This window comes from Mesorhizobium sp. M2A.F.Ca.ET.043.05.1.1 (genome assembly GCF_003952445.1).
Taxonomy (GTDB): Bacteria; Pseudomonadota; Alphaproteobacteria; order Rhizobiales; family Rhizobiaceae; genus Mesorhizobium.
This window is the reverse complement of sequence record NZ_CP034446.1, coordinates 4,364,124-4,390,468: the sequence shown is the minus strand read 5'-3', so window position 1 is coordinate 4,390,468 and position 26,345 is coordinate 4,364,124. Positions and strand designations below refer to the sequence as shown.

The window sequence follows — 26,345 nt, the reverse complement described above, 5'->3', positions numbered from 1 at the left end:
TTCGGAGAGATTTTCCCCGTCATGCCACCGCGCCGTCCTGACCTCAAGCAAGAAGCAGCTACGCGCTGTCCGCTATTGCCTTCTGGCCCCCGGCGAGGAGGCTCGCCAGCTCTTCACAGCGCCGCATGAGACGTGACGAATCGACCTTCTTCGCCACCGCCCGCGCCGTGCCGAGCTCCAGCTCCGCGCCAGTACGATCGCCTTGCTGGATGAGAAGCGCCGCGAGCGAAAGCCTGGCGTCCGCGCAATTGGTCGGCGAACCGATCTCGGCCCAGCGCGAGCATGCGGTCTGCAGCTCCCGCACCGCTTCGGTGAAGCGATTTTCCCGCATCGACAGTTCCGCCTTGGCCTCGGCGGTCAATGCCCGGATCGAGGCCATCGGCCAGCGTTGCGGTTCGCTTTCCAGCTCGGCGATCACCGCTTTCGCGCGCTCCAGCCGATCGGTCCGCGCCGCTACCTTGGCGAGCGTGGCGAGAACCATGCCCCGACGCTGCAGCGTCGGCCAGCCGTTACCGACAAGCGACCGCTCAAGGGAGCTGAATGCGGCTTCCGCCTGGCCCAGTTCCATCTGCAGCAGCGCAAAGCCAGGCTGCGGATCCCAGCCAGCGGCATGGGACGCGCGGTAGGCTGCATCCGCCTCGGCGAAATCGCCTGCGGCGAGATGGATGTCGCCCAGCACACGTAAGGCATCGCCTTTCGCCCAGGGCGCATCGAGCGTAAGCTGATCGAGCGCCGCGCGCACCAGCGCCTCAGCCTCCCGCAGCGTGCCATGGACGCCGAGCACCTCGGCCCGATGCAGCCGACACGAGCCGGTAAGTTCCTCCAGCCCATGCCCTCTGCACCAGCCCTCGTAGCTGAGGCTCCATTGGTTGGCTCGCGCCCAGTCGCCGAAATTGCGGCAGGCCCAAAGGATGTTGCAGTAGAGGATGCCGCCGACGATCGGGTCGACATCGCTGGAGAGGCCGAGCGCGGCGGCAAAATCCTGGTCCTCCTGACCGGCTTTTGTTTCCCCAAGGCAGAGCTTGAAGAAGCCGCGATAGATAAGGCCGAGCGATTCCACGACTGGATCTTCGAGATTTTTGCCGACCTCGAAAGCTTGCTCGGCAAGAGCAAGCGCATGCTCCGGCTCGGCCTCCGCGCCCTTGATGCGCGCGCCCATCCAGCACCAGAGGCCATGTTCCCTGCTCTCGGTTGCTTTGTCGATCAGCTGCGCGGCACGCTTGTGCCAACCCTTGGCCGCAGCAAGCTCTCCCCTCTCGAGATGGATCATGGCAAGGGTGATTGCCGGGGAAGCCGCCCGCAGGCGTTCGCCGGCCATGCCGTATTCCGTTGCCGCGCGCGTCAGGAGCGGGATCGCCTCTGAGGGCCGCCCCATGCATTCCAGCGCCAGCGCCCATTCTTCGAGGTCGGCCGTCAGCAACTCGTCGGCGGCGTCTGCTTCCCTGAAGGCGGCCGCAGCCTCGTGCCATTTTCGCGCCGCGGCGGCCGCGCGTGCGGCCAGGATTCGCATGCCTGGGCTGGAACGCCTGCTGCCCGTATCGGCCGGCGCCGGCCCCTTTTCCGAAGTGGCTGCCTGGTCGAGGCAAATACGGTAGCCGAAGCGGGGCAGGTTGCGCAGCGCCGCCTCCATGCCGCCCTGGCGCAGAACGCTTCGGGCTAGGCTCGCGACACGCTGCAGCGAAGCCTCGGTCACCGTCACGTCCGGCCAGAGCGTTTCGAGCAACTCGTCCTTGCTCAGGGCGCGGTCCTGGTGGCGCAGCAGGATGGCGAGGAAGTCGAAGACGAGGGGCTGCACCTCGATCTCGTTTCCGGCGAGACGAATGGCGCGGGAGCTCTCGTTAAGCTCGAAGTCGCCGAAGCAATGAGTTCCCATCGGCAGCAATCCCGGTAACGGCAATAGGCAAAGGATCAGAACAAGATAAGGACGGCGTAAGGACTGTCGGCCGCCTGTTCCGTAATTCTGCGTCTGCCTGGCGGGCCAAGCGAGAGTTTACCTCAGCTGCCCCAGGGATGTCACCGGCACCGATTTGGTCGAGTGCCCGGCGGCATTTGAACCTCAGATGAAGGAGTTTGTGACATGCAGAAATACATCATCGAGCGCGAGATCCCAAAGGTCGGCACTTTCGAGCGCGAGCAGCTTCGCGACGCGTCCAAGGCCTCGAACGCAGTCCTTGCCGAGCTCGGCCCGGACATCCAGTGGGTGGAATCCTTCGTGGCGGACGACAAGACCTTTTGCGTCTATCTCGCCAAGGACGAAGCGATCATCCAGCGCCACGCCAAGATGAGCGGCTTCCCGGCGACCAAGATCACTCAGGTCAAGCGCCTGTTCGATCCGACGACGGCCTACGCCGCCGCCTGATGGGAGGGGATCGATCGTGAAGCGCTTTACGGAAATCGTCCTTGCCGTCGGCGTCTCGGCGCTGCTTTGCGGCACCGCGGTCGCCCATGACACGCCCGATCCGGTGCTCAACCGGTCTCGGGACATGGCGGCCAAGTACCTCGACATCAAGGTCGCCAAGGCGGACGGCTACCAGCAGCTGTTCGAATGCACGACGCATGACGAGCACGGCACGATGGGGGTCCATTTCATCCATCCCGGCCGCGCCGGCGACGGCAGGCTGGTGCTCGAAGAACCCGACGTGCTGACCTACGAGCCGGAAGCCGATGGCTCGATGCAGCTTGTCGGCATGGAATACATCGTCTTCGAGAAGGGCTGGAAGGGCAAGGGCGTTCCTGAATTCCTCGGCCGCACGCTGCAACGCAAGACGACGGTGGGTATTCACCCGGTGGATCCCTACTACGAGCTCCATGTCTGGCACTGGCGGCACAACCCGGCCGGCATGTTCGCCGACTGGAACCCGTATGTGAGCTGCGAGCACGATCGGTCCTGACGACCCGTCGGCACAGCCTCCGGGAGGGCCGTGGACGGCCCTCCCGCTTTCATCACTCAACCGCAAGGGAGATACGACCATGTCCATCCTTGGGCACGAATTGATCACCGACCGGACGGTTCTCAGGCGCCTCTTTGCCGCAGCCGTCGAAACCTGCCACTCCGGCATAGTGCTCGTGGCGCGCATCGTGCGCATTCGCAGGGACCGGGCCAGGCTGGACGAGCTGCCGGATTATCTGCTGCGCGACATCGGCGTCGGTCGCTCGGAGATACGATCGATCATCAGGTTCGGCCGCAGGGAGCATGGCGAGGCCTGACTCTGTGCAGGGCCCTGCCGTGGCGGCGAACACGCCCCCTGCGAACCGATCCGCCCGAAACTGTCGACAGGCCGGCCATGCGCTGCTAGAAGCCCGCGCCACAGACAGGATTCCAAAAAATTGGCAGAAGACATCGAACAGGCGGTATCGCGCCGCCGCACTTTCGCGATCATCGCCCACCCTGACGCCGGCAAGACCACGCTCACCGAAAAGCTGCTTCTGTTCGGCGGCGCGATCCAGCTTGCCGGCGAGGTCAAGGCCAAGAAGGACCGCATCCAGACGCGGTCCGACTGGATGAAGATCGAGCGCGAGCGCGGCATCTCGGTCGTCACCTCGGTGATGACCTTCGAATATGATGACAACGTCTTCAACCTGCTCGACACGCCCGGCCACGAGGATTTCGCCGACGACACCTACCGCACGCTGTCTGCGGTCGACTCCGCCGTCATGGTCATCGACGCCGCCAAGGGCATCGAGCCGCGCACGCTGAAACTGTTCGAGGTCTGCCGGCTCCGCGACATCCCGATCATCACCTTCGTCAACAAGATGGACCGCGAGAGCCGCGATCCGTTCGAGATTTTGGATGAGATCGAGCAGAAGCTGGCGCTCGACACCGCGCCGGTCACCTGGCCGATCGGCCGCGGCAAGACCTTCTCGGGCACCTATCATCTGGCGCAGAACGCGGTGCGCAGGAGTGACGACGAGAAGGAACGCACGCCCGTCAACGGTCCGGATTCCAACCGGGTTGCGGGCCTGCTGCCGGAAAACGAGCGCAACGACTTCATCGAGGAGCTGGAGTTGGCGCGCGAGGCCTGCCGGCCTCTCGATGTCGACGCTTTCCGCGAGGGCCATCTGACGCCGGTCTATTTCGGCTCGGCGCTGCGCAATTACGGCGTACGCGACCTGATCGAGGCGCTCGGCGCCTACGGCCCGCCGCCGCGCGCCCAGGAAGCCGATGAGCGCACGGTCGAGGCGACCGAGGACAAGATGACGTCCTTCGTCTTCAAGATCCAGGCCAACATGGATCCAAACCACCGCGACCGCATCGCTTTCGTCCGCGTCTGCTCCGGCAAGCTGGAGCGCGGCATGAAGGCCAAGCTGGTGCGCACCGGCAAGCCGATGAGCCTGTCCGCGCCGCAATTCTTCTTCGCCCGCACCCGCGTCACCGCCGATGAGGCCTTTGCCGGCGACGTCGTCGGCATCCCCAACCACGGCACGCTGCGCATCGGCGATACGCTGACCGAGGGCGAGGAGATCCTGTTCCGCGGCGTGCCGAACTTCGCCCCGGAAATCCTGCGCCGCGTGCGCCTCGGCGACGCCATGAAGGCCAAGAAGTTGAAGGAAGCTCTGCACCAGATGGCCGAGGAGGGCGTGGTGCAGCTCTTCTCGCCGGAGGACGGTTCGCCGGCCATCGTCGGCGTCGTCGGCGCCCTGCAGCTTGACGTGCTGAAGGAACGGCTGAACATCGAATACACGCTGCCGGTGGATTTCGAGATGTCGCGCTTCTCAGTCTGCCGCTGGATCTCGGCCGACGACAAGGCGGAGGTGCAGCGTTTCATCGAATCGCATCGCGGCGACATCGCCCGCGACCTCGACAACGATCCGGTGTTTCTGGCCCAGCACGCCTTCTCGCTGAACTATGAGGCCGAGCGCTGGAAGGCGATCCGCTTCACCGCCGTCAAGGACTACCAGGTCCGCGATAAGGCGGCGTGAGCTGTTTTTCCCTTCCCCCTTGTGGGGAAGGTGGCCTCGCGAAGCGAGGTCGGATGAGGGGTGTTCCAGGGAACGCCAACGTCTCACTCCGCTGGAACACCCCTTGTATCTGCACGGACAGAGATTTGTGCAAGGAAAGCGACTGAGCCTCGAACCGGACGGCCATCCGATACGAGGCTTGGCGAAGTCGCCCGACACCCCTCCGGTCACAACCGTGGATGAGCCTGGGATCTTCGCCTTCGTCACGCACGACCGAATAGTCGCTTGGCTCCAATCGCACGCACAAGGCAGGTTACCGTGAACAAGATCATATGTGGAGTGGATGTTTCGAAAGGATGGCTCGATGCCCATGTCGAGCCGAGCGGGGCGGTGGGCCGCTTCGGCAATGATGCGGCAGGCATCGCCGATCTGGCCGCCTGGTGTCAGAGCCACGACGTCGAGCTTGTCGTGATGGAGGCTAGCGGCGGCTATGAACGACTGGCCTTCCTGCTGCTGTGGGAGTTGGGCGTATGCTGTGGCTTGGCCAATGCCCGCAGTGTGCGCTACTTCGCCGAGGCGATGGGCTTCCTGGAAAAGACCGACAAGATCGATGCCGCCATGATCGCCCGCTATGGCGCGGTCAAGCAGCTCAAGGCGATGCCGCCACCAAATGCGGCCCAACTGCGGCTCAAGGCGTTGGTTGCCCGGCTTTCCCAGGTGACTGGCGATCTCACCGTTCAAAAGCAGCGCAAGAGTGCTGCCCTCGACGCCGAGACCGTCGCCAGCCTTGATGAGGTGATCGCGCTGCTCACACGCCAGAGCCGCAGGCTCGAGGGTGAGATCGCTTCGCTCATCGACGATGATCCGTTGTGGGCATGCCTCGACCGGGCCTTTCGCTCGCTCAAGGGCGTGGCCTCTCGCACCGTGCCACGGCTGATGGCGCAACTGCCTGAGATCGGCATCGTCTCCAACAGGGCCATCGCTAAGCTGGCTGGCCTGGCTCCGATCGCCAATGACAGCGGTAAGCGCAGCGGCCGAAGAGCGGTGCGCGGTGGCCGCGCCGGGCCGCGAGGCGTCCTCTTCCTCGTTGCCAGCATCGTTGCCAAATATGATCCCCATCTCGCCGCCTTCAAGCAACGGTTGCAGGCGGCTGGAAAGGAAAAGATGGTCATTCGCATTGCGCTCGCCAGGAAGCTGCTCGTCATCCTCAATGCAAAAGCACGCGACGCGCGCAAACAGTTCGCAAATGCAACTTGACACCTCAGATAGTCGCTCATCCGTCTCGGCGCTGCGCGCCGGTCCACCTTCTCCCACAAGGGAAAAGCCCTCACCCCTTCGCCGCTTCCTCGATCTTGGCGATATCGATCTTGCCCATCTGCATCATCGCCGACATCACGCGACCGGCCTTCGCTCTGTCCGGATCCAGAAGCAGTTTCGGCAACTGCTCCGGCACGACCTGCCAGGAGACGCCGAACTTGTCTTTCAGCCAGCTGCACTGGCCAGGCTCACCGCCCTCGGTGAGCTTCTCCCAGAAATAGTCGACCTCTTCCTGCGTCTTGCAGTCGATCGACTGCGACATCGCTTCGTTGAACTTGAAGTACGGACCGCCATTGAGCGCCTGGAACGGCACGCCGTCGAGCTCGAACGTGGTCATCAGCACCTTGCCCTCATCGGGGTGACCCTCGGGCCAGCGCAAAACGCTCAGCACCTTCGAGTTCTTGAAGATGGAAACATAGTGGTTCATCGCCTCCTCGGCCTGGCCGTCGAACCACAGGCAGGTGGTGATCTTTTGCATGTCTTTCTCCTCGGACTTGTTCGGGTTGGTTCCATCTTCAACGGCGGGTCGGCGATTTGTGCCGTTCATACCGTCTGCCTCAAGGACGGATCGACAAGGCGCTATCCGACAGCGATTTCAAATTTTCCTGAAGAATCCTGGCGCAGCGCAAAATTGTGGCAAGGCCGGATCATGGTCGCTATAACCGCTGCCGACCAAATTTGAGCGCCGCCCGCCGCGCATCGGCGTGGCCAGCCAGCAAGGACAATGCAATGCCTGCCTATCGTTCCCGCACCACCACCCATGGCCGCAACATGGCCGGCGCACGCGGCCTGTGGCGCGCCACCGGCATGAAGGACAGTGATTTCGGCAAACCGATCATCGCGGTGGTCAATTCCTTCACTCAGTTCGTGCCCGGCCACGTGCACCTGAAGGATCTCGGCCAGCTCGTCGCCCGCGAGATAGAGAAGGCAGGCGGCGTCGCCAAGGAGTTCAACACCATCGCCGTCGACGATGGCATCGCCATGGGCCATGACGGCATGCTCTATTCGCTGCCGTCGCGCGAGCTGATTGCCGACTCCGTCGAATACATGGTCAACGCGCATTGCGCCGACGCCATGGTCTGCATCTCCAATTGCGACAAGATCACCCCCGGCATGCTGATGGCCTCGCTGCGCCTCAACATCCCGACCGTCTTCGTTTCCGGCGGCCCGATGGAGGCCGGCAAGGTGGTGTTGGCCGGCAAGGCGCAAGCGCTCGACCTGGTCGACGCCATGGTCGCCGCCGCCGACGACAAGATATCCGACGAGGACGTCAAGGTCATCGAGCGCTCGGCCTGCCCGACCTGCGGCTCCTGCTCGGGCATGTTCACCGCCAATTCGATGAACTGCCTGACCGAGGCGCTAGGCCTGTCGCTGCCGGGAAATGGCTCGACCTTGGCCACCCATGCCGATCGCAAGCGCCTGTTCGTCGAGGCCGGCCATCTCGCCGTCGATCTCGCCCAGCGCTATTACGAGCAGGACGACGAAACGGCGCTGCCGCGCAGCATCGCCTCCAAGGGCGCTTTCGAGAACGCCATGGCGCTCGACATCGCCATGGGCGGCTCGACCAACACGGTGCTCCACATCCTCGCCGCCGCCCATGAGGGCGAGGTCGACTTCACCATGGAAGACATCGATCGGCTGTCGCGGAAAGTGCCGGTGCTGTGCAAGGTGGCGCCGGCCAAGTCCGACGTGCACATGGAGGACGTCCACCGCGCCGGCGGCATCATGGCGATCCTCGGCCAGCTCGACCAGGCAGGCCTGATCAATCGCGACCTGCCGACGGTGCACACGGCTACGCTCGGCGAGGCGCTAGACCATTGGGACATTGCCCGTACCTCGGCCGAGAATGTCCGCAACTTCTTCCGCGCCGCCCCCGGCGGCGTGCCGACCCAGGTCGCCTTCAGCCAGGACCGCCGCTGGGACGAGCTCGACCTCGACCGCGAGAAGGGCGTGATCCGCTCGGCCAAGACGCCGTTCTCGAAGGATGGCGGCCTTGCCGTGCTCAAGGGCAATCTGGCGCTCGACGGCTGCATCGTGAAGACCGCCGGCGTCGACGAGTCGATCCTGAAATTTACCGGCCCGGCCCGTGTCTTCGAGAGCCAGGACGCTTCCGTCAAGGCGATCCTCGGCAACGAGATCAAGGCCGGCGACATCGTCGTCATCCGCTACGAGGGGCCGCGTGGCGGCCCCGGCATGCAGGAGATGCTCTACCCGACCAGCTACCTGAAGTCGAAGGGCCTTGGCAAAGCCTGTGCGCTGATCACCGACGGCCGCTTCTCCGGCGGCACGTCGGGCCTGTCGATCGGCCACGTCTCGCCGGAAGCCGCCGAGGGTGGCGCGATCGGCCTGGTCCAGGAAGGCGACACGATCGAGATCGATATCCCCAACCGCACCATCCGGCTCGCCGTCAGCGATGCCGAGCTCGAAGCGCGCCGCGCGGCGATGAACGCCAAGGGCCCGGACGCCTGGAAGCCGGCCGAAAAGCGCAAGCGCAAGGTGACGACGGCCCTGCGCGCCTACGCCGCCTTCGCCACCAGCGCCGACAAGGGCGCGGTGCGGAAAGTGCCGGAGTGAGGAGCGCTTCTCCTTCTCCCCTTGTGGAGAAGGTGGATCGGCGCGCAGCGCCGAGACGGATGAGGGGTGTTCCAGCGGAGTGAGACGCTGGCGAATTCCGACTGGATAAACGGCGCCGCCAAGCTGGAACACCCCTCATCCGGCCGCTTCGCGGCCACCTTGCATAAGCGATGTTGTATGAAGTGGTCGTCCCGTAAGGGACGCCAACGGCCGGGTGGCCACCCGGCCGTTGGCGCCGATCGTCGGATCGCCAGCCACCCGAACCCGTGGGGTTAAGGAGAAGCAAGATCGCGATCGGCTCTTCATCGTGGCCCGGATGGTTGCTGGAACAACCTGGTTCGTATGCAAGGCAGGGAACGACGAAGATGAATGAGACTAGCACAAGAACCGCCGGAATCGACACCAGCAAGAAGTCGCTTGATGTCGCAACCTATCCGACGAGCGACAGGTTGCGCGTAGCCAATGCCAGAGACGGACATCAAGAGTTGGTTGCTTGGCTGAGCGCGCGTAAGATCAAACGCATCGGCATCGAAGCCTCCGGGGGTTACGAACGAGCCGTCGTGGAATATTTGCGCGAGCAGGGCTTCGAGGTCGCTCTCCTGCAGCCGCGTCAAGTGCATGCCTTTGCCATCTACAAGCTGCGTCGTGCCAAGAACGATCGTATCGACGCCGCCCTCATCGCCGAGTGCGCTGCCAATCTCGGCGACCTGCATGAACCGCCAGACACCAGGCTGGCCGCGTTCGCTGAGCATCTGCTCTTCATCGAGCAACTGGAGTACGATATCGCTCACCTCAAGACGCGGCGCGAGCACTTCACCACCAAGCGGATTCTCAACCAACTCAAGCGTGACGTTCAGCGTCTGCAGCGGCGCCGCGAGGCCGAACTGCTGCTCCTGCAGGTCGTCGTGTGCAAACACGATGATCTCGCTCGGCGGCTCGAGCTGATCGCCAGCGTTGATGGCATCGGCATACGCACCGCGCTCACCCTCGTCATCCTCTTGCCCGAACTCGGCAAGGTCAGTCGTGAGCAAATCTCTGCCTTGGTTGGCGTCGCTCCTTACGACGACGACTCGGGCGAACGTACCGGCGAGCGCCATATCGCCGGCGGTCGCAGTCGTGTCCGCCGAGCGCTCTTCAATGCTGCATTGCCCGCTTCCCAGCGCTGGAACACCGCCCTGGTCGCTCTCTACGGCCGCCTTACGAACAACGGCAAGGCCCACAGGAAAGCCATCATCGCCTGTGTCAGAAAGCTCCTCATCTTCGCCAACGCCGTCGTCGAACGCGGCACTCCGTGGAGCAAAGCTCCACCCGCAAACCACGCCGCCTAAGCTAATGGTTGCGCTTCTCCCACAAGGGGAGAAGGGGGAAGTCGGCGTTATGGCATCAGCTGATATTCATAAAGCTTCTGATAGAGCCCGCCCTGCTTGAGGAGAGTCCTGTGCGGGCCGCTCTCCTGCACCTTGCCCTTTTCCAGCACCACGATGGTGTCGGCTTGATGCACGGTCGACAGCCGGTGCGCGATGACGATCGTCGTGCGTCCGACCGTCAGCTGCTGCAGCGCGTCGCGGAACAGCGCTTCCGACTCGGCGTCGAGCGCGCTGGTCGCCTCGTCGAGCAGCAGTATCTCGGCATTGCGCAGCATGGCGCGCGCGATCGAGATGCGCTGGCGCTGGCCGCCGGACAAAAGCGAACCGTTTTCGCCGACCTCCGTCTCGTAGCCCTTGGCCATGGCGCTGATGAAGTCATGCGCGTTGGCGGCCTTGGCTGCGGCGATCACCTCTTCATCGGTCGCGTGCTCACGGCCGAGGCGGATATTGTGCATGATCGTGCCGGCGAACAGGAATGTGTCCTGGCTGACATAGGCGATCTTCTTCCGGAGCGAATCGAGCGTCGCGAAGGAGATGTCCTGGCCGTCGAACATCACCCTGCCGGTCTGCGGGTCGTACATGCGCATGATCAGGTTCAGGATCGTCGACTTGCCGCTGCCCGACGGCCCGACCAGCGCCGTCATCTTGCCGGCCGCGAGCGTCAGGTTGAAACCCTCGAACACCGGCGGGCTTTCCGGATAGGCGAAGCTGACATTGTCGAAGCGGATTTCGCCCGGTCCAGGTTGCAGCGACCTCGCGCCAGGTTTTTCCGCGAGCGTCAGCGGCCGGTCGGCCAGCTGGAACATCATGCGCACGCCGACGATGCCGGTCTCGAGCGAGATGCGAACGCGGGCCAGGCGCTTAGCCGGCTCATAAGCGAGCAGCAGCGATGCGATGAAGGCCATGATGTTGCCCGGCATCTGCCCGCCCTGCAGCACCAGGAACCCGCTGATGAATACTGCGCCGGCGATCGCCAGGCCGGCAATGGTTTCCATCACCGGGCTGGTGGCCGCCTCCAGCGTGGCGATGTTGTTGGCGCGGTTCTCGACGTCGGAGACGGCCTGGTACATGCGTTTGCGCATCGCGCCTTCAAGGTTGAAGGATTTGACGACGCGTACGCCGATCGCCGTTTCCTGCATGACATGAACGATCTGCCCAAGCGAGCGGAACTCCATGGCGGCGATGTTGCGGACGCGCTTCAGGATGCGGTTGACGCCGTAGATCGCCACCGGCCCGACGACGAAGCAGATCAGCGACAGCGCCGGCTGTTGCCAGATCATGACCCCAACCAGCACGGCCAGCGTCACCAGGTCGCGCACAAAGGACGTCACGACGAGATCGAGCACGCTGCGCGCCGCCTGCGCGTTGTTGGTCATGCGGGCGATCAGATCGGCCGACGAGGTCGAATGGTAGAACTCGATGCCTTGCTCCAGGATGCGATCGTAGATCTTGCGCTGCCGGTCGGCGATGATGGCGTTGCCGACGCGGCTCATGAAATAGGCCTGGACGAAGGTGGCGAGCCCCTTGAGCAGGAAGATTCCCGCGACCCCGGCCGCGATCAAATTGACGCGGTCGAGCCTCTTGAAGACGACGAATTCGTTGGTGATCTCACGCAGGATCCAGGCGCTGGCGCCGGTCATGGCGGCCACCACCAGCATCGACACGATGGCGGCGCCATAGCCGAATTTGTGCTCTTGGAAGGATTCCCTCACGAGCCTCGCGACAAGGCGCTGGTTCTCCGTGGAGCGGAAGAAGCGAAACAACGGCCGTTCCTGTGTCTGGCTTGCAAGGAATTTCGGATTCGCCACGAGGGCGCGAGGCGGCTTATAGAGCGAGTTGCGGCGCGATGGAACCTTTCGGCTGCCGGGGAAAGAGAAGGCTGCGCGAGGCCGTCTTTTCGGCCACGATGATCGCCAAGGTCTTGAGAGGGTGACGACAGATGGATTTCGACCTCATCGTGCGCGGCGGCACGCTGCCGGACGGCAGGGTTGCCGATATCGGCATTGCCGGCGAAACCATCCGCGCGATCGAGCAGAGGCTGACAGGATCGGCGCCGACCGAGATCGACGCGCGCGGCAACCTTGTTTCGCCGCCCTTCGTCGATCCGCATTTCCACATGGACGCCACCCTGTCCTACGGCATTCCGCGCATCAACGCGTCTGGCACGCTGCTCGAGGGCATCGCGCTTTGGGGCGAGCTGAAGCCGCTTCTGACGCATGAGGCCGTGCGCGAGCGCGCGCTCGCCTATTGCGACTGGGCCGTGTCGATGGGCCTGCTGGCCATCCGCAGCCATGTCGATGTCTGCGACGACCGGCTGCTCGCGGTGGAAGCCCTGCTCGACGTCAAGAAAACCGTCGCGCCCTATATCGACCTGCAACTGGTGGCGTTTCCGCAGGACGGCCTCTATCGCTCGCCGACGGCGCTCAAGAACACCGTCCGGGCGCTCGATATGGGCGTCGACATCGTCGGCGGCATCCCGCATTTCGAGCGCACCATGGCCGACGGCACCCGCTCGGTGACCGAGCTTTGCGAGATCGCGGCGAAACGCGGCCTGATGGTCGACATGCACTGCGACGAGACCGACGATCCGCTGTCGCGCCATATCGAGCAGCTCGCTTATGAAACGCAGCGTCTCGGCCTGCAGGGCAGGGTGGCCGGCTCGCATCTCACCTCCATGCATTCGATGGACAATTACTACGTCTCGAAGCTCCTGCCGCTGATCGCCGAAGCCGGTGTCTCGGCCATCCCGAACCCGCTGATCAACATCATGCTGCAGGGGCGTCACGACACTTTCCCGAAGCGGCGCGGCCTGACCCGGGTGAAGGAGATGCTGGCGCTTGGCATCCGCGTCGGCTGGGGCCAGGATTGCGTGCTCGACCCTTGGTATTCGCTTGGCACCGCCGACATGCTCGACGTCGCCTTCATGGGTCTGCATGTGGCGCAGATGTCGAGCCCGGCCGATATGGCGCGCTGCTTCGACATGGTCACCAATGTCAACGCCGCCATCATGGCCTCGATCACCTCGGCCTTGCCGTCGGCAAGCGCGCCAGCCTTGTCGTGCTCGACGCCGGCAACGCGATCGAGGCCGTTCGTTTGCGCCCCGAACGTCTCTGCGTCATCGCCAGGGGCAAGGTCGTCGCCGAGCGGACCAGGCAGGAGACGCGGCTGTCGATTTCCGGACGTCCGGCGCAGGTGAACCGACGGCACCAGACAGCGTAGGCCTCTCGATTTGACGAGTCGCGTTAGCGGGCAGGACAGCGCTTTCGCCAATTGGTCGTAACGCCCGTCACTTCGTCATTCTATGGCGAAGCAAGGAGCGAAGCGACGCGGCGCAGACCATAGAATCCATTCCGTTACCCTTGATCGTCGCGGCGGTGCAGAACGATCTTTATCTTGCGCCGCCTTCGTTCTTCGCGCGAGGTCACGGAATGGATCCTCGGGTCTGCGCCGCGTCGCTTCGCTCCTTGCTCCGCCCGTGGATGACGAAATTCCGGCGATTCCGCCAACCTCAATTTCCCGGCGCTGGTCTTACAGATTTCCCTCGTCAAATCCTCGGCCTGAAGCTAGGACGCGCCATGGCTCAGACCATCGCTCGCAATTTCACGATCAGGAACGTGTTGCTCGCCGGCATCCTGTTGATGCTGGCGGGGGACTTCATGTTCGCGCTGAACGATGCGATGGGCAAATGGTTGGTCGCCAGTTTTTCCGTCGGCCAGGTTGTGCTGATCCGCTCGATCGGCGCCTTCATCGTGCTGGGGCCCATGATCGCCAACCAGGGCGCGGGCAAGCTGTTCCAGATGGAAAGGCCGGTGCTGCAGCTCTTGCGCGTTGTGGCAACGACGCTCGACACAGGGCTTTTCTACGCCGCCGTCGTCCACCTGCCGCTCGCCGACGTGATGAGCTTCTACATGGCCGGGCCCATCTATGTCGCCGCGCTTTCGCACCTCTTGCTCGGTGAAAAGGTCGGCTGGCGCCGCTGGCTGGCGATCCTCGTCGGCTTCTGCGGCGTGCTGATCATCCTGAAGCCGTCCTCGGCCGCTTTCTCGCTGTCGTCGAGCTATGCGCTGATCGGCAGCGTGACCTTCGGGTTCGCCATCATCCTCGGCCGGCGTCTGCGTGGAACGAGCGACACGACACTCGTTACCTGGCAGACCATCGGCACGCTGATTGTCGGCGCCGTGCTCGCCATCGGCGCCTGGCGCACGCCGTCGGTCCTCGATTTCGGCGCCATGCTGTTGCTCGGCGTCGTTTCCTGCGCGGCCCATCTGATGATCACAAGGGCGCTGAAGCTGGCGCCGGCCTCGACGCTGGCGCCGCTGCATTACAGCCTGCTTCTGTGGGCCATCGTCTTTGGCCTGGTTTTCTTCGGCGATGTGCCGAGCCCGCGCATTCTGTTCGGCTCGGCTATCGTCGTGCTTGCCGGCATATTCATCTTCCATCGCCAGAAGGTGGTGGAAACCGTGGTGCCGCCCGAAAACGTGCCGAAGGGCGTCAATTAGCTTCTTAGCACAGAAATTTTGACCGGTCGGCTATGCGTGCGTTGGCAGATACATGCTTTGGCGATTGGCCGAGACGCCTACCGGGTCGTCATCCACGGGCGGAGCAAGGAGCGAAGCGACGCGCGCAGACCCGAGGATCCATGCCGTGACTTCAAAGCGCTGCGGCGGTCCAGAATTCTGCACCGTTGCACACTTCGGTCCAGGTAACGGCATGGATTCCAGGGTCTGCGCGCGTCGCTTCGCTCCTTGCTCCGCCCTGGAATGACGAGGTTCGGGAGCCTTCGGCTCATCGCCAGCGTTTGCGCTGACTACCCCAAACGGACGTTGATAGCCTTGCCCGACAAGCTTGCAATTCAAAATCACTGTGTTGAGGAACCAGGGCAACTTCACGAAAGTTTTTTGCGGTGCAAATCGCCATCCGGATGCAATCTGTGATTGATTCCGGCAGGGCCGGCAGGATATCTATAACCTGGAAAATTGCGCTATTTGGGGGGAAAGTAATGGGCAGTTTCTCGAGATGGCATTGGCTCATAATTCTGATCATTATCGGCTTGCCATTGTTGTTTGTCTTGAGGGCGCCGCCGGCCGGCGTCAATCGCTTCGGTGACATGCCGCTGAACTTTGGTGAAGCGATTGCAAGCTTTTTCCGAAATTATGTGAACTTTTCCGGCAGGGCCAGTCGCTCGGAGTTCTGGTATTCCTACCTCTTCATAATCATCGTCGCCGTTCTTATGGGGATAGTCGATATCTTTGTGGGAAACGAAGCCGTTTCGTCGCTTTGGAACCTTGCCGTTCTTCTGCCGACACTTGCCATGACCGCGCGCCGGCTGCATGACATCAACAGAAGCGGCTGGCATCAGCTGCTTGCGGGATTCTTCCCCATCGGCACCATCGCGCTGCTCATCTGGTATTGCAAAAAGTCCGACGAAACAGGGTCGTTGAACGAGATACAAAGGGTTTTCAGGTAACGCGCTGGGATGGCTCTAGCCCAGGCGTACGGCGGCGAGGTGTCGCGAAAACTCCGCCGTCTCCATCAGCGCCTTGCAGCGGGCGAAGCGGCCGTCGGCATAGGCCCGGAAATCGTCGGCCGGATTGTCGTTGGCGAGCTGGATCAGGCCCCACAGCGTCCACAAAAGGTCGCACATCGCCTTGTAGATGACGACGCGGCCACGCTCCGCCGGCCGCGCCTCGCCGCCGAAATAAGCGCGCATCAATTCCTCGTCCTGGGCGGCATCGAACCTGCCCTCGACCGAGAGGTCGCCGAGGTCCCAGAGCGGATCGTTCATGCCGGAATATTCCCAGTCGACGATCCACATCCGCTCGCCCGTATCGAGGAAATTCTCGCACAACGGATCGCAATGGCATGCGGCGAGCGGGATGGCGTGCGCGGCAAGCGCCGCGCGCACCGCGTCTGCCTCGCGCACCACGTCGTGATAGCCGGCGGGCAGCGCCACGTCCTTGGTCGACAGGACCTTGAGATAGTCGTCGATCATCGCGAACAGCTCGAAGCGGAAGGGAAACACCGCACCCGAAGAGTGGAGTTTTCGGAAGGCCTCGCCAGCCCGCGCCGGGCTGCCCGGCCGCGCCTTGAATTTTTCGGGCGACATCGTCTCGGCGCCGGCGATGAAGCGCGTCGCCATCACACCGGACGCCGGATCGGCATAAAGCACCTGCGGGCTGACGCCGGCCCTGGCCGCCTCGCGCGCCGCCACCGCCTCGTTGGCGCGGTTGATGTATTCCTCCGTGCCCTTGCCGGGGATGCGCAGGCACACGTCACCCGCCCTGTAGACCCTGTTGGTCAGGCCGCCTAAGCGCTCCAGCGGCCCATCATAGCTCGCCAGCACCGGAACGGCCGCCAGCGCCGCGCGCAGCTCGTCGGTCATGTCGTGTCCCCTTCACGCCATTGTTGTCGTTCTGACGGTTCCACAGTTTTGGCGGCTTGGCTATGATCCTTTGCAGATGAATCGGCTTCGAGGGGCGACGATGACGGACGGCAAGCACAGCGGTTCGCTAAGCGCGGCCTACGCGGCGAAGCGGCCGGAGGACGTGGCCGCGATCTATGACCACTGGTCCGATACCTACGATGCCGACATGTCGGCCGCCGGCTATCGCCATCCGACGATCTGCCTGGCGCTGCTTGCCCGCCACCTGCCGCGCGGAGCCGAACCCTTGCTCGACGCCGGCGCTGGCACCGGGCTGATCGGTGAGTGGCTGGCCATCACCGGCTATCCGCGGGTCGAGGCGCTCGACATCTCGCAAGGCATGCTGGACAAGGCCGGCGCCAAGGGCGTCTACACGGCGCTGCATCGCCTGGCTATGGGCGACACGCTGCCCTTCGCCGACGGAGCTTATGCCGGGATTGTTTCGGCGGGCGTCTTCACCTCAGGGCATGTCGGGGTCGAAGGGCTGGACGAGCTGATCCGCATCTGCCGTCCAGGTGGCGTCATCGTGCTGACGGTCAAGAACACCCTGTGGGATGCCGGCTTCGCGGCGCGCATCGCCGAGCTGGAAGCGCGCGGCGCGATAAGCCGCCTCGAAGAGACACGGCCTTACGCGTCGATGCCCGGCGAGGGTGACACTGTGCCGAGCCGTTGCCTGGCGCTACGGGTCAGCTGATCCGCTTTGCGCGGATCAGGCCCTTATCTTCGCGCCGGCCGGGTCGTACATCGCCTCGAGATGGATTTTCGCCGGCGTGCGTTCCATCGCCACCACCAGTTCGTAATCGCCGGAGGCGAGGAAGTCGTCGCCGACGCCGTCGGCATCGCGCACATAGCCGTAGCCGATGTTCTTTTCGACCGTGTAGCCATAGCCGCCGCTGGTGAGGTAGCCGACAGCTTCGCCATTGCGCAGGATCGTCTCGCGCCCGACCAGCACGACCTCCGGGTCATCCACCGTGAAGCCGGCAAAGCGTTTTGTGGGCGGCTTGCCGGTCGCCTTCTCCAGCGCCTTCCGTCCGACGAAGTCGGTGTTCTTGCGAAGCTTCACCGCCCAGCCGAGCCCCGCTTCCAGTGGCGTGTCGTTCGGCGTGATGTCGGAGCCCCAGGCGCGATAACCTTTTTCCAGCCGGAGCGATTCCAGCGCCCGATAGCCGACCGGGCGAATGCCGTGCGCCTTGCCCGCCGCCCTCAGCGCATCGAAGACTTCGCCGGTGGCGGCGATCGGCACATGCAGTTCCCAGCCGAGCTCGCCGACATAGGTGACGCGCAGCGCCTTCACGATCTGACCGGCGATTGCGATCTCGCGGGCATGGCCAAAGGGGAAGGCGGCGTTCGCAACGTCGGCATTGGTCACCGCCTGCAGCACGTGGCGGGCGCGCGGTCCCATCAGCGACAGCGTGCCGTACTCCTCCGTGACGTCCTCCAGCCTGGCGTCGAGGCCGGAGCCGATATGGTCGCCTATCCAGGACAGGTCATGCGTGCGGAAGCCGGTGCCGGTGACGATGTAGAACCGCTCCTCGCCCAGCCTCGACACGGTGAGGTCGGCCTCGATGCGGCCGCGCGTGTTGAGAAGCTGCGTGTAGGTCAGCCGTCCGACCGGCTTGCTGACGTCGTTGGCGCAGATCCAGTCGAGCGCCTTCAGCGCGTCGCTTCCGGTCAGCTCGTATTTGGCGAAGGAGGACTGATCGAAGATGCCGACCTTCTCGCGCACATGCCGGTGCTCGTCGCCGACCGGGCCGAACCAGTTCTGGCGGCCCATCGAATAGACGTCTTCGGCGGCTACGCCGTCGGGCGCGAACCAGTTCGGCCGCTCCCAGCCGAGCTTGGAGCCGAACACGGCGCGATGCGCCTTCAGCCGCTCGTAGAGCGGCGAGACGATGCGCGGCCGTCCCGAGAGATACTCTTCGTGCGGGAAGCCGATTGTGTAATGCTTGCCATAGGCCTCCAGCGTGCGGTCGCGGACCCAGTCGCGGTCGCGGTGCAGGCCGGAGAAGCGCCTGATGTCGACCACCCAGAGATCGAGCGGCGCCTCGCCGTCGACCACCCATTGCGCCAGCACCCAGCCGGCGCCGCCGGCCGACGCGATGCCGAAGGCGTTGAAGCCTGCCCCGACGAACATGTTGGCGCATTCCGGCGCCACGCCGAGGATGAAGTTGCCGTCCGGCGTGAAGCTCTCCGGCCCGTTGATCATCTGCTTGACGCCGACATGGGCGAGCGCCGGCACACGCGCGATCGCCTGGCTCATATGCTGTTCGAAATGATCGTAGTCGTCGTCGAACAGGCGGAACTCCCAGTCGTTGGGCACGTCGCCGCCGGGAAGCCCGGTTGCCCAGGCCTGCGGGTTGGGCTCATAGCCGCCCATCACCAGTCCGCCGACCTCCTCCTTGAAATAGGTGCGGCGGTCGGGGTCGCGGATCGTCGGCGCGTCGTTGGCCAGCCCTTCGATCCTCTCGGTGATGATATACTGGTGCTTGACCGGCTGCAGCGGCACGTTGATGCCGGCCATCGCGCCGACCTGCCTTGCCCACTGCCCGGCGCAGTTCACCACCTTGTCGCAGGCGATGTCGCCCCTGGAAGTCTTCACCGCCGTGATGCGGCCGTCCTTCATCGTGAAGCCGGTGACGCGCACATCCTCGAACAGTTTCGCGCCATGCATGCGCGCGCCCTTGGCGAGCGACTGGGCGATGTCGGAGGGGCTTGCCTGCCCGTCGGTTGGCAGCCACGAGGCGCCGACCAGGTCGCCCGTCTCCATCAGCGGCCACATGCGCTTCACTTCCGCCGGCGACAGAAGCTGCATGTCCATGCCGAAGCTTTTGGCCGTGGTCGCCAGCCGCTTGAACTCGGTCCAGCGGTCGGCATTGGTCGCGAGCCTGATGCAGCCGGTCATCTTCCAGCCGGTTGCCAGGCCGGTCTCGGCCTCCAGCCCCTTGTAGAGCTCGACCGAATATTTGAGGACGCGCGTGATCGAGGCCGACGAGCGCAATTGCCCGACCAGGCCGGCGGCGTGCCAGGTCGAGCCCGAGGTCAGCTTGCCCTGCTCGAGCAGCACCACGTCCGCCTTGTGGTCGCGCGCCAGATGATAGGCGGTGGAACAGCCGATGATGCCGCCGCCGATGACGACGATTTCGGCATGGCTGGGCAAGGTCATGGCTTGGTCCCGTATTTCGTCCGGTAGTTGTCCAGCGCCGCGTCGAGCCGGACGAGGTTTTCCTCGGTATAGGCGACATAGTCGATGCCGGGCGCGTCGAGATAAAGCTCGGAGACCATGCTCCACATCGCCTCGCGCAGCAGCGAGGCGCATTGCATGGCGGCGTGCGAGCGGCGGATCTCGCTGTCCGGCTCCTTCATGAAATAGGCGGTCAGGAAGGCGAAGGATTCCTCATCGCTCAGGCCGGCGTTGGAGGCGGCGCCCGCGAGATCGAACATCGCCGTGTTGAAGCCGGCATATTCGAAATCGATCAGCCACAGCCGCTTGCCGTCGTCCAGGATATTGGCGGGCAAAAGATCGTTGTGGCCGAAGACGATCGGCAGCAGTTTTTGCGCCCGCTCGAGCTCGTCGGCCAGCGCTAGATAGCGCGGCAACTGATCCGTCTTGCGGCTGCCGCCTTCGTCCAACGTGCGCGCATAGTCGCGGATGACGTGGAACACCCAGAACATGAAGCCGGCGCCGGAGACATGGCTCGGCATCTCGCGATGGAAGCCGCGCAGCAGCGCCGCCACGCGGCCGAGATTGGCCCGCACATCCTCGGCGAGAAAGGTCTTCGCCCCGAGAAACGCCGTCACCAGGATGCCGGGCTCGGCATAATGCACGGCTGGCGCGAATCCAGCCGCATGCGCGGCCCGCGCCGTCATCACCTCGCGCTCACGAAAGACGTGGTGGAACGGAAAATCCTGGCCGAAGCGCACGACATGCCGCCCCGCGGCATCCGTCACGACAAAATTGGCGTTGCTGAGGCCGCCCGGCAGCGGCTCGATCTCGATGCTGCCGTTCCAGCACGGCAAGGCGCGGATGCGGTCTTCGGCGCTCACGGCTTCGCTCCGGCCTCAACCGGTCTCACGGAAAACGACGATGGGACAAAATAAAAAAGCCTCGTCGGTGCGAGACGCCAGGATCGGTATCCCGCACCGCACCGACGAGCCCCTTGGCCAGGTTCAGGATCCCGGCATCCGCCCCCGCGGATTCGATAAAAGCTCAAATCTGGCTGGTCCCAGACGATCTGGTCACTAGGTTGCGGCTCTGCCATCACCCTCCCTTAGCAGTTCCGAGCCCTTGTGACTTGCAACCACTCTCATGCCCAGGTGGCAGAGCTGTCAATCAAAAGCTGTGACTTTTTTTGGGTGTTTTGCCCGAAAATATAAGCAACTCCTTTCAAAGCGTTGTCAAAGCCTTAAATTCGGTCAAGATCCCGGGCATTCCATATGATCCACTCGAAACGGCATGGCGAAATCCTGCGGCTCCTCGGCGAGGAGGGCACGATCAGCATAGCCAGCCTTGCCGAACGTCTCGGCGTCTCGCAGGAAACGGTGCGACGCGACGTCAAGCCGCTCGCCGATGACGGGTCGGTGCTGAAGATGCACGGCGCCGTCGGCCTTGCCTCGATGGTGGGCGAGGCGCCGTTCGAGCGGCGCATGCGCGAGAATGCCGAAGCCAAGCGCCTGATCGCCAGGATGGTCGCGGCCACCATCCGCGATGGCGAGGCGATCATGCTCGACACCGGCACGACCACATCCTTCCTGGCGCGCGAGCTGCTTGGGCATCGCCGGCTGACGGTGGTCACCAATTCCTCCGACATCGCTCGCACGCTGGCGACGGTGAACGGCAACAAGGTCTATATGGCCGGCGGCGAGCTGCGCAGCGACTCGGGCGCGGCTTTCGGCATTTCGGCGATCGAGTTCGTCAGCCGCTTCTCGGTCGATCATGCGGTGATCTCGATCGGCGCCGTCGATGCTGACGCCGGCCTCACCGACTACGAATTGGAGGAGGCGGAGTTCGCCCGCATGGTGCTGTCGCGCGGCCAGCGCTCGCTGGTCGTCACCGACCATACCAAATTCGGCCGCCAGGGGCTGGTCAGGGTGTGCGGCTTCGACGGCTTTTCCGAGCTTGCCACCGACCAGCCGCCGCCGCCCGACATAGCCGCCGCGCTGAGCCGGGCAGGCGCGCGCTTGGCCATCGCGACGGCCTGATCACCGCGGACAAAGCCCGCTTTCATTCCCGCGCGCGGCAGTGTTTAGTCCGGCCATGGCTTTCACAATCCGCCAGCTCCAGTTCTTCGTTGCCGTCGCCGAGCAGGGCACTGTGTCGGGAGCCGCGCAGAATCTCTCGATCTCGCAGTCCTCGGTCACCGAGGCGATCAAGGAGCTGGAGAGCGATCTCGGCGTCGAGTTGTTCGAGCGCCATCCGCGCGGCCTCAACATCACCCATAAGGGCCACCAGTTCCTGCGCCACGCCACCAAGATCCTGGCCGATGTCTCGGATGCGCGCCGTTCTTTCTTCAGCGACCAGGCTGTCGCTGGCGGGCGCCTGCAGCTCGGCGTCACCTCGCTGGTCGCCGGCTACGTGCTGTCCGATCTGCTCGCCCGCTACCGTCGCGCCTATCCCGGCGTCGAGGTCTCCGCCATCGAGGACAATGGCGACTATCTCGAGCATCTTCTGGTCGGCGGCAAGCTCGACATCGCCGTCATGGTCACGTCCAACCTGCGCGACCGCACCGCGCTGCAGTCGGAAATCCTGGAAGTCTCGGCTTACCGGCTGTGGATCCCGCTCAGCCACAGGCTCGCCAGCGCCGACATCATCTCGATCGGCGATATCGCCTCCGAGCCGCTGATCATGCTCACCGTCGACGAGATCGAGGAGAACACCGGCAAGCTGCTGTCGGCGATCGGCGCGAGACCCCATGTCGCCTTCCGCACGCGTTCGGTGGAAGCGGTGCGCAGCCTGGTCGCCACCGGCGCCGGCGTGGCGCTGCTGCCCGACCTCGTCTACCGGCCCTGGTCGCTGGAAGGCGACCGCATCGAATCGCGCGACATTTCCGGCTCGCTGCCGGTGGTCCAGGTCGGCACCGTCTGGCGCCGCGGCTCCGGCCTGCCGCAGGCCGCGCGCGACTTCATCGGCCTCGCCCAATCGCAACGCATGGTGCGCCGCTGAAGCAATTCCAGGAAAAGTGTGAAACGGTCGGCTTGAACGCGTAGAGTGCCCGCAGCGATCGATGAGGGCAACTGAAAGCGAGATCCGCCATGCCGCAATCCGCGCAGCCAAACACGCAGCAAGCCGCTCTCTGGAACGATGCCAGCGGAAAGGCCTGGGTCGAGATGCAGCCGATCCTCGACGGCATGCTGGCGCCGTTGGCGAGCCTGGTGGTGGATGCCGGCTATCCCGGGGAAGGGGGCACGGTTTTGGACATCGGCTGCGGCGCCGGCGCCACGACCCTGGCGATGGCCCGCCGCGTCGGAAATGGCGGCCGATGTGTCGGCGTCGACATCTCGCGGCCGCTTGTCGCCCTGGCCACGGAGCGCGCGCGGGCGGAAGAGGTGGCGAACGCAAGTTTTGAGTTCGGCGATGCCCAGCAATATGCGTTCGAATCCGGACGCTTCGATGCCGTTGTCTCGCGCTTTGGCGTCATGTTCTTCGATGATCCCGTGGCGGCATTCACCAACATAAGACAGGCCGCAAGGCGCGGCGGCAAACTCGCCTTTGTCGCTTGGCGCGGTCCGCGCGAGAATGCTTTCATGACGACCGCCGCACGAGCGGCAGCACCTTTCCTGCCGCAGGCACCCGTGCCGGATCCCGAAGCGCCGGGACAGTTTGCCTTTGCCGACGGCGCCAGGGTGAGGCGGATCCTTGAAGCAAGCAACTGGTCGTCAGTTAAAGTCGAACAGGTTGACGTCCAGTGTCAGATCGCCGAACGCCATCTGATGACATATGCCACCCGGCTAGGGCCGGTCGGCGCTGCGCTGCGGGAGGTTGACCAGGCAACGGCCGAGAAAATCACCGCGGCCTTGCCTGCTGCATTCGCGCCCTTCGTGGCGGACGGCGAGGCTCGTTTCAACGCCGCCTGCTGGCTGGTCACGGCGTTGGCCTGAAGGCATTTTGATATCGGAAAAACCGATATCGGCTTTCTGATAAATGAATTTGCGAAACCGGATTTTTCACAGCACCTTTCGCCCAGGGAACAAAGCCGCGCCCTGAGAGCGCTGCCGTTCGGAGCATGAGCTTCGACGCTTTGTAGTTCGCGCATGATTCTTTCCGAACCGGACCGGTTTCGGGGTCGTGCGCCAAAATGGGAGATCGACGATGAATGCATTCCTGAAGTCGTGCACGGCGCTGACTGTCGCGCTGACTTTTTCCGGTCAGGCCATGGCCCAGGTCAAGGAAATCGGCAAGGGCGAGGGCGAGGTCAACATCGTTGCCTGGCCGGGCTATATCGAGCGCGGCGAGACCGACAAGGGTTACGACTGGGTGACGGCTTTCGAGAAGGAAAGCGGCTGCAAGGTTAACGTCAAGACCGCCAACACCTCCGACGAGATGGTCTCGCTGATGAACGAGGGCGGCTTCGATCTGGTCACCGCTTCGGGCGATGCCTCGCTGCGCCTCGTCGCCGGCAAGCGCGTGCAGCCGATCAACACCGATCTGATCCCGAGCTGGAAGACTGTCGACGACCGCCTGAAGGACGCGCCCTGGTTCACCGTCGACAAGGTGCATTACGGCGTCCCCTATCAGTGGGGCCCGAACATCCTGATGTACAACACCGACGTCTTCAAGGAAGCGCCCAAGAGCTGGAACGTCGTCTTCGAGGAAATGAAGCTGCCCGACGGCAAGTCGAACAAGGGCCGGGTCCAGGCCTATGACGGCCCGATCCACATCGCGGATGCCGCCAATTACCTGATGTTCCACAAGCCGGAACTTGGCATCAAGGACCCCTACGAGCTCAACGAGGACCAGTACAAGGCGGCGCTCGACCTGTTGCGCACGCAGCGCACGCTGGTCGGCCGCTACTGGCACGATGCAGCGATCCAGGTCGACGACTTCCAGAACGAGGGTGTGGTCGCTTCCGGCTCATGGCCCTATCAGGTCAACACGCTGGTCGCCGCCAAGAAGCCGGTCGCTTCCACCGTGCCGGAAGAAGGCGTCACCGGCTGGGCCGATACCACCATGATGGAAGCCGACGCCGCCCATCCGAACTGCGCCTATATGTGGCTTGAGCATTCGCTGTCGCCCAAGGTCCAGGGCGATGTCTCGGCCTGGTTCGGCTCGCTGCCGGTCGTGCCCGCAGCCTGCAAGGGCAATGAGCTGCTTGGCGACGAAGGCTGCAAGACCAACGGCTACGATAATTTCGACAAGATCAAGTTCTGGAAGACGCCGGTGTCGAAATGCGCCAGCCAGAACGACCAGTGCGTGCCTTACTACCGCTGGGTGTCGGACTATATCGGCGTCATCGGCGGGCGGTAACGCTCTTTACCCTCCCCTCTGTGGGGAGGGTCGACGCTTCAGCGTCGGGGTGGGGGCAGTCTGATAGGTTCGCGCCAGCCACCCCCCCCCGGCTTCGCCGCGACCTCCCCCATCGAGGGGGAGGTAAGGCGCCGCGCGAACTTCTCAGACCCGGCAACTGACTGACAGGCCCATGACCTCTGCCGTTTCCTTCAAACAAGTCTCACGCTATTTCGGCAGCGTGCGCGCGGTCGACGCGGTCGATCTGGAGATCGCGCCGGGCGAATTCTTCGCCATGCTCGGGCCGTCTGGTTCCGGCAAGACGACGTGCCTCAGACTGATCGCCGGCTTCGAGCAGCCGACGGCCGGCTCGATCTCCATCTTCGGCGAACGCGCCGAAGGCGTTCCGCCCTATCGCCGCAACGTCAACACCGTCTTCCAGGACTACGCGCTGTTCCCGCATCTCAATGTTCTCGACAATGTCGCCTACGGCCTGATGGTCAAGGGCGTCGGCAAGGCCGAGCGGCTGAAGGCTGCCGAGGAAGCGCTGTCGCTGGTGCGCCTGCCGGGCTATGGCGCGCGCCGCCCCGGCCAGCTCTCCGGCGGCCAGCGCCAGCGCGTCGCGCTCGCCCGGGCGCTGGTCAACCAGCCCAAGGTGCTTCTGCTCGACGAACCGCTCGGCGCGCTCGACCTCAAGCTGCGCGAAAACATGCAGGAGGAGTTGAAGTCGCTGCAGAAGGCGCTCGGCATCACCTTCGTCTTTGTCACCCACGACCAGGGCGAAGCGCTGTCCATGGCCGACCGCGTCGCCGTCTTCAACGACGGCAGGATCATGCAGGTCGGCACGCCGGAAGATATCTACCAGCGGCCGAACACGCGCTTCGTCGCCGATTTCGTCGGCTCGTCCAACGTGCTGCCGCCGGATTTCGTCCAGCGCTATTCCGGCCAGCATTGCTGGGGAAGCCTGCGCCCGGAGTCCATCCGCGTCTCAAGCGCGACCAGTGGCGACGGCGTCGCCGCGCGCCTGGTCGGCACCAACTATCTCGGCGCCACCACAAGGCTGGCGCTCGATGCCGAGGGGTTGAGGCTGCACGCGGTGGTGCCGGCGGGCACCGCGCTGCCGGCGGAAGGTGAGGCGGTGATGCTGACCTTCAACCGCGACAGCCTGCATCTGATGGATGAGCCGGCATGAAGAAGGTTTGCGCGAGGCCCCCCTCTCTGTCCTGCCGGACATCTCCCCCTCAAGGGGGGAGATTGGCTGTCCTTTCGGGTTTCGCCAATCTCCAACGTGTCAGAATTGGCGAGGCCGAGAAACTGCTGATCTCCC

At 64.1% G+C, this 26,345-nt stretch carries 21 protein-coding genes and 1 pseudogene; 16 read left to right on the top strand and 6 right to left on the bottom strand.

Annotated features, from left to right (window positions below; genetic code table 11):
* Positions 1-58: 58 nt before the first annotated feature.
* On the bottom strand, positions 59-1,873 hold the full coding sequence (locus tag EJ069_RS21280) for a winged helix-turn-helix domain-containing protein (RefSeq protein WP_126062972.1): 1,815 nt from the start codon (positions 1,871-1,873) through the stop codon (positions 59-61).
* A 204-nt stretch (positions 1,874-2,077) separates the two neighbouring features.
* On the opposite strand from EJ069_RS21280, the gene EJ069_RS21275 reads away from it, so the two are divergent.
* From EJ069_RS21275 to EJ069_RS21255, 5 genes are all read left to right on the top strand, one after another.
* The gene (locus tag EJ069_RS21275; RefSeq protein WP_067003570.1) at positions 2,078-2,359 is read left to right on the top strand and encodes a DUF4242 domain-containing protein; all 282 of its coding nucleotides are present in this window, start codon (positions 2,078-2,080) and stop codon (positions 2,357-2,359) included.
* Positions 2,360-2,375: 16 nt separating this feature from the next.
* Positions 2,376-2,891, top strand: coding sequence for a hypothetical protein (locus EJ069_RS21270; protein WP_126062971.1), 516 nt, complete (start codon positions 2,376-2,378; stop codon positions 2,889-2,891).
* 79 nt (positions 2,892-2,970) lie between these two features.
* Entirely contained in the window at positions 2,971-3,207 is a 237-nt protein-coding gene (locus EJ069_RS21265) for a DUF1127 domain-containing protein (RefSeq protein ID WP_126062970.1), read from the top strand.
* 120 nt (positions 3,208-3,327) lie between these two features.
* Entirely contained in the window at positions 3,328-4,920 is a 1,593-nt protein-coding gene (locus tag EJ069_RS21260; protein ID WP_126062969.1) for a peptide chain release factor 3, read from the top strand.
* Between the two features lie 297 nt (positions 4,921-5,217).
* Positions 5,218-6,156: an IS110 family transposase gene (locus tag EJ069_RS21255; RefSeq protein WP_126059835.1), complete on the top strand. Its 939-nt coding sequence runs from the start codon at positions 5,218-5,220 to the stop codon at positions 6,154-6,156.
* Between the two features lie 70 nt (positions 6,157-6,226).
* Here the strand turns inward: EJ069_RS21255 and EJ069_RS21250 are convergent, their stop codons facing one another.
* Positions 6,227-6,694 (bottom strand): VOC family protein, encoded by a 468-nt coding sequence (locus EJ069_RS21250; RefSeq protein ID WP_126062968.1) that lies wholly within the window; start codon positions 6,692-6,694, stop codon positions 6,227-6,229.
* 251 nt (positions 6,695-6,945) lie between these two features.
* On the opposite strand from EJ069_RS21250, the gene ilvD reads away from it, so the two are divergent.
* Both ilvD and EJ069_RS21240 read left to right on the top strand, forming a co-directional pair.
* A complete protein-coding gene (gene ilvD, locus EJ069_RS21245; protein WP_126062967.1) occupies positions 6,946-8,790 on the top strand; it encodes a dihydroxy-acid dehydratase in 1,845 nt (614 codons plus the stop codon).
* Between the two features lie 365 nt (positions 8,791-9,155).
* Positions 9,156-10,118 (top strand): IS110 family transposase, encoded by a 963-nt coding sequence (locus EJ069_RS21240; RefSeq protein ID WP_126060767.1) that lies wholly within the window; start codon positions 9,156-9,158, stop codon positions 10,116-10,118.
* 47 nt (positions 10,119-10,165) lie between these two features.
* On the opposite strand, the gene EJ069_RS21235 is transcribed toward EJ069_RS21240, so the two are convergent.
* Positions 10,166-11,920 carry an ABC transporter ATP-binding protein gene (locus EJ069_RS21235; protein ID WP_126062966.1) on the bottom strand — a complete coding sequence of 585 codons (1,755 nt, stop codon included), beginning with the start codon at positions 11,918-11,920 and terminating at the stop codon, positions 10,166-10,168.
* Between the two features lie 176 nt (positions 11,921-12,096).
* Between EJ069_RS21235 and EJ069_RS21230 the strand changes: the two are divergent.
* From EJ069_RS21230 to EJ069_RS21220, 3 genes and pseudogenes are all read left to right on the top strand, one after another.
* Positions 12,097-13,376, top strand: a pseudogene (locus EJ069_RS21230) (amidohydrolase family protein).
* A gap of 356 nt (positions 13,377-13,732) precedes the next feature.
* Complete coding sequence (locus tag EJ069_RS21225) at positions 13,733-14,656, top strand: DMT family transporter (protein ID WP_126062965.1); 924 nt, start codon at positions 13,733-13,735, stop codon at positions 14,654-14,656.
* A 500-nt stretch (positions 14,657-15,156) separates the two neighbouring features.
* The gene (locus EJ069_RS21220; protein ID WP_126064831.1) at positions 15,157-15,624 is read left to right on the top strand and encodes a DUF805 domain-containing protein; all 468 of its coding nucleotides are present in this window, start codon (positions 15,157-15,159) and stop codon (positions 15,622-15,624) included.
* A 15-nt stretch (positions 15,625-15,639) separates the two neighbouring features.
* Here EJ069_RS21220 and EJ069_RS21215 read toward each other — a convergent pair whose 3' ends face one another.
* Positions 15,640-16,539 carry a phosphotransferase family protein gene (locus EJ069_RS21215; protein ID WP_126062964.1) on the bottom strand — a complete coding sequence of 300 codons (900 nt, stop codon included), beginning with the start codon at positions 16,537-16,539 and terminating at the stop codon, positions 15,640-15,642.
* A 100-nt stretch (positions 16,540-16,639) separates the two neighbouring features.
* On the opposite strand from EJ069_RS21215, the gene EJ069_RS21210 reads away from it, so the two are divergent.
* Positions 16,640-17,272, top strand: a complete 633-nt coding sequence (locus EJ069_RS21210) for a class I SAM-dependent methyltransferase (protein WP_126062963.1) — start codon at positions 16,640-16,642, stop codon at positions 17,270-17,272.
* Between the two features lie 15 nt (positions 17,273-17,287).
* Here the strand turns inward: EJ069_RS21210 and EJ069_RS21205 are convergent, their stop codons facing one another.
* Both EJ069_RS21205 and EJ069_RS21200 read right to left on the bottom strand, forming a co-directional pair.
* Positions 17,288-19,741 (bottom strand): FAD-dependent oxidoreductase, encoded by a 2,454-nt coding sequence (locus tag EJ069_RS21205; protein WP_126062962.1) that lies wholly within the window; start codon positions 19,739-19,741, stop codon positions 17,288-17,290.
* Positions 19,738-20,622 carry a phosphotransferase family protein gene (locus EJ069_RS21200; RefSeq protein WP_126062961.1) on the bottom strand — a complete coding sequence of 295 codons (885 nt, stop codon included), beginning with the start codon at positions 20,620-20,622 and terminating at the stop codon, positions 19,738-19,740. The genes EJ069_RS21205 and EJ069_RS21200 overlap by 4 nt, the downstream gene beginning before the upstream one ends.
* Positions 20,623-21,012: 390 nt before the next feature.
* Here EJ069_RS21200 and EJ069_RS21195 point away from each other — a divergent pair, with 390 nt between their 5' ends.
* The 5 genes from EJ069_RS21195 to EJ069_RS21175 all read left to right on the top strand — a co-directional run bounded on the left by EJ069_RS21195 (position 21,013) and on the right by EJ069_RS21175 (position 26,210).
* On the top strand, positions 21,013-21,777 hold the full coding sequence (locus tag EJ069_RS21195; protein WP_126062960.1) for a DeoR/GlpR family DNA-binding transcription regulator: 765 nt from the start codon (positions 21,013-21,015) through the stop codon (positions 21,775-21,777).
* 55 nt (positions 21,778-21,832) lie between these two features.
* Positions 21,833-22,738, top strand: coding sequence for a LysR substrate-binding domain-containing protein (locus tag EJ069_RS21190; RefSeq protein WP_126062959.1), 906 nt, complete (start codon positions 21,833-21,835; stop codon positions 22,736-22,738).
* A 164-nt stretch (positions 22,739-22,902) separates the two neighbouring features.
* A complete protein-coding gene (locus EJ069_RS21185) occupies positions 22,903-23,673 on the top strand; it encodes a class I SAM-dependent methyltransferase (RefSeq protein WP_245456228.1) in 771 nt (256 codons plus the stop codon).
* 211 nt (positions 23,674-23,884) lie between these two features.
* Entirely contained in the window at positions 23,885-25,039 is a 1,155-nt protein-coding gene (locus EJ069_RS21180) for an ABC transporter substrate-binding protein (protein WP_126062957.1), read from the top strand.
* 172 nt (positions 25,040-25,211) lie between these two features.
* Positions 25,212-26,210: an ABC transporter ATP-binding protein gene (locus EJ069_RS21175; protein WP_126062956.1), complete on the top strand. Its 999-nt coding sequence runs from the start codon at positions 25,212-25,214 to the stop codon at positions 26,208-26,210.
* Positions 26,211-26,345: the final 135 nt, after the last annotated feature.

What these genes read in the sequence shown, in the direction of transcription:
- EJ069_RS21220 (WP_126064831.1), top strand. Translation starts at nt 15,157, where the DNA reads ATGGGCAGTTTCTCGAGATGGCATTGGCTCATAATTCTGATCATTATC.
- EJ069_RS21205 (WP_126062962.1), bottom strand. Translation starts at nt 19,741, where the DNA reads ATGACCTTGCCCAGCCATGCCGAAATCGTCGTCATCGGCGGCGGCATC.
- EJ069_RS21275 (WP_067003570.1), top strand. Translation starts at nt 2,078, where the DNA reads ATGCAGAAATACATCATCGAGCGCGAGATCCCAAAGGTCGGCACTTTC.
- ilvD (WP_126062967.1), top strand. Translation starts at nt 6,946, where the DNA reads ATGCCTGCCTATCGTTCCCGCACCACCACCCATGGCCGCAACATGGCC.
- EJ069_RS21210 (WP_126062963.1), top strand. Translation starts at nt 16,640, where the DNA reads ATGACGGACGGCAAGCACAGCGGTTCGCTAAGCGCGGCCTACGCGGCG.
- EJ069_RS21265 (WP_126062970.1), top strand. Translation starts at nt 2,971, where the DNA reads ATGTCCATCCTTGGGCACGAATTGATCACCGACCGGACGGTTCTCAGG.
- EJ069_RS21240 (WP_126060767.1), top strand. Translation starts at nt 9,156, where the DNA reads ATGAATGAGACTAGCACAAGAACCGCCGGAATCGACACCAGCAAGAAG.
- EJ069_RS21225 (WP_126062965.1), top strand. Translation starts at nt 13,733, where the DNA reads ATGGCTCAGACCATCGCTCGCAATTTCACGATCAGGAACGTGTTGCTC.
- EJ069_RS21280 (WP_126062972.1), bottom strand. Translation starts at nt 1,873, where the DNA reads ATGGGAACTCATTGCTTCGGCGACTTCGAGCTTAACGAGAGCTCCCGC.
- EJ069_RS21215 (WP_126062964.1), bottom strand. Translation starts at nt 16,539, where the DNA reads ATGACCGACGAGCTGCGCGCGGCGCTGGCGGCCGTTCCGGTGCTGGCG.
- EJ069_RS21195 (WP_126062960.1), top strand. Translation starts at nt 21,013, where the DNA reads ATGATCCACTCGAAACGGCATGGCGAAATCCTGCGGCTCCTCGGCGAG.
- EJ069_RS21180 (WP_126062957.1), top strand. Translation starts at nt 23,885, where the DNA reads ATGAATGCATTCCTGAAGTCGTGCACGGCGCTGACTGTCGCGCTGACT.
- EJ069_RS21250 (WP_126062968.1), bottom strand. Translation starts at nt 6,694, where the DNA reads ATGCAAAAGATCACCACCTGCCTGTGGTTCGACGGCCAGGCCGAGGAG.
- EJ069_RS21185 (WP_245456228.1), top strand. Translation starts at nt 22,903, where the DNA reads ATGCAGCCGATCCTCGACGGCATGCTGGCGCCGTTGGCGAGCCTGGTG.
- EJ069_RS21190 (WP_126062959.1), top strand. Translation starts at nt 21,833, where the DNA reads ATGGCTTTCACAATCCGCCAGCTCCAGTTCTTCGTTGCCGTCGCCGAG.
- EJ069_RS21175 (WP_126062956.1), top strand. Translation starts at nt 25,212, where the DNA reads ATGACCTCTGCCGTTTCCTTCAAACAAGTCTCACGCTATTTCGGCAGC.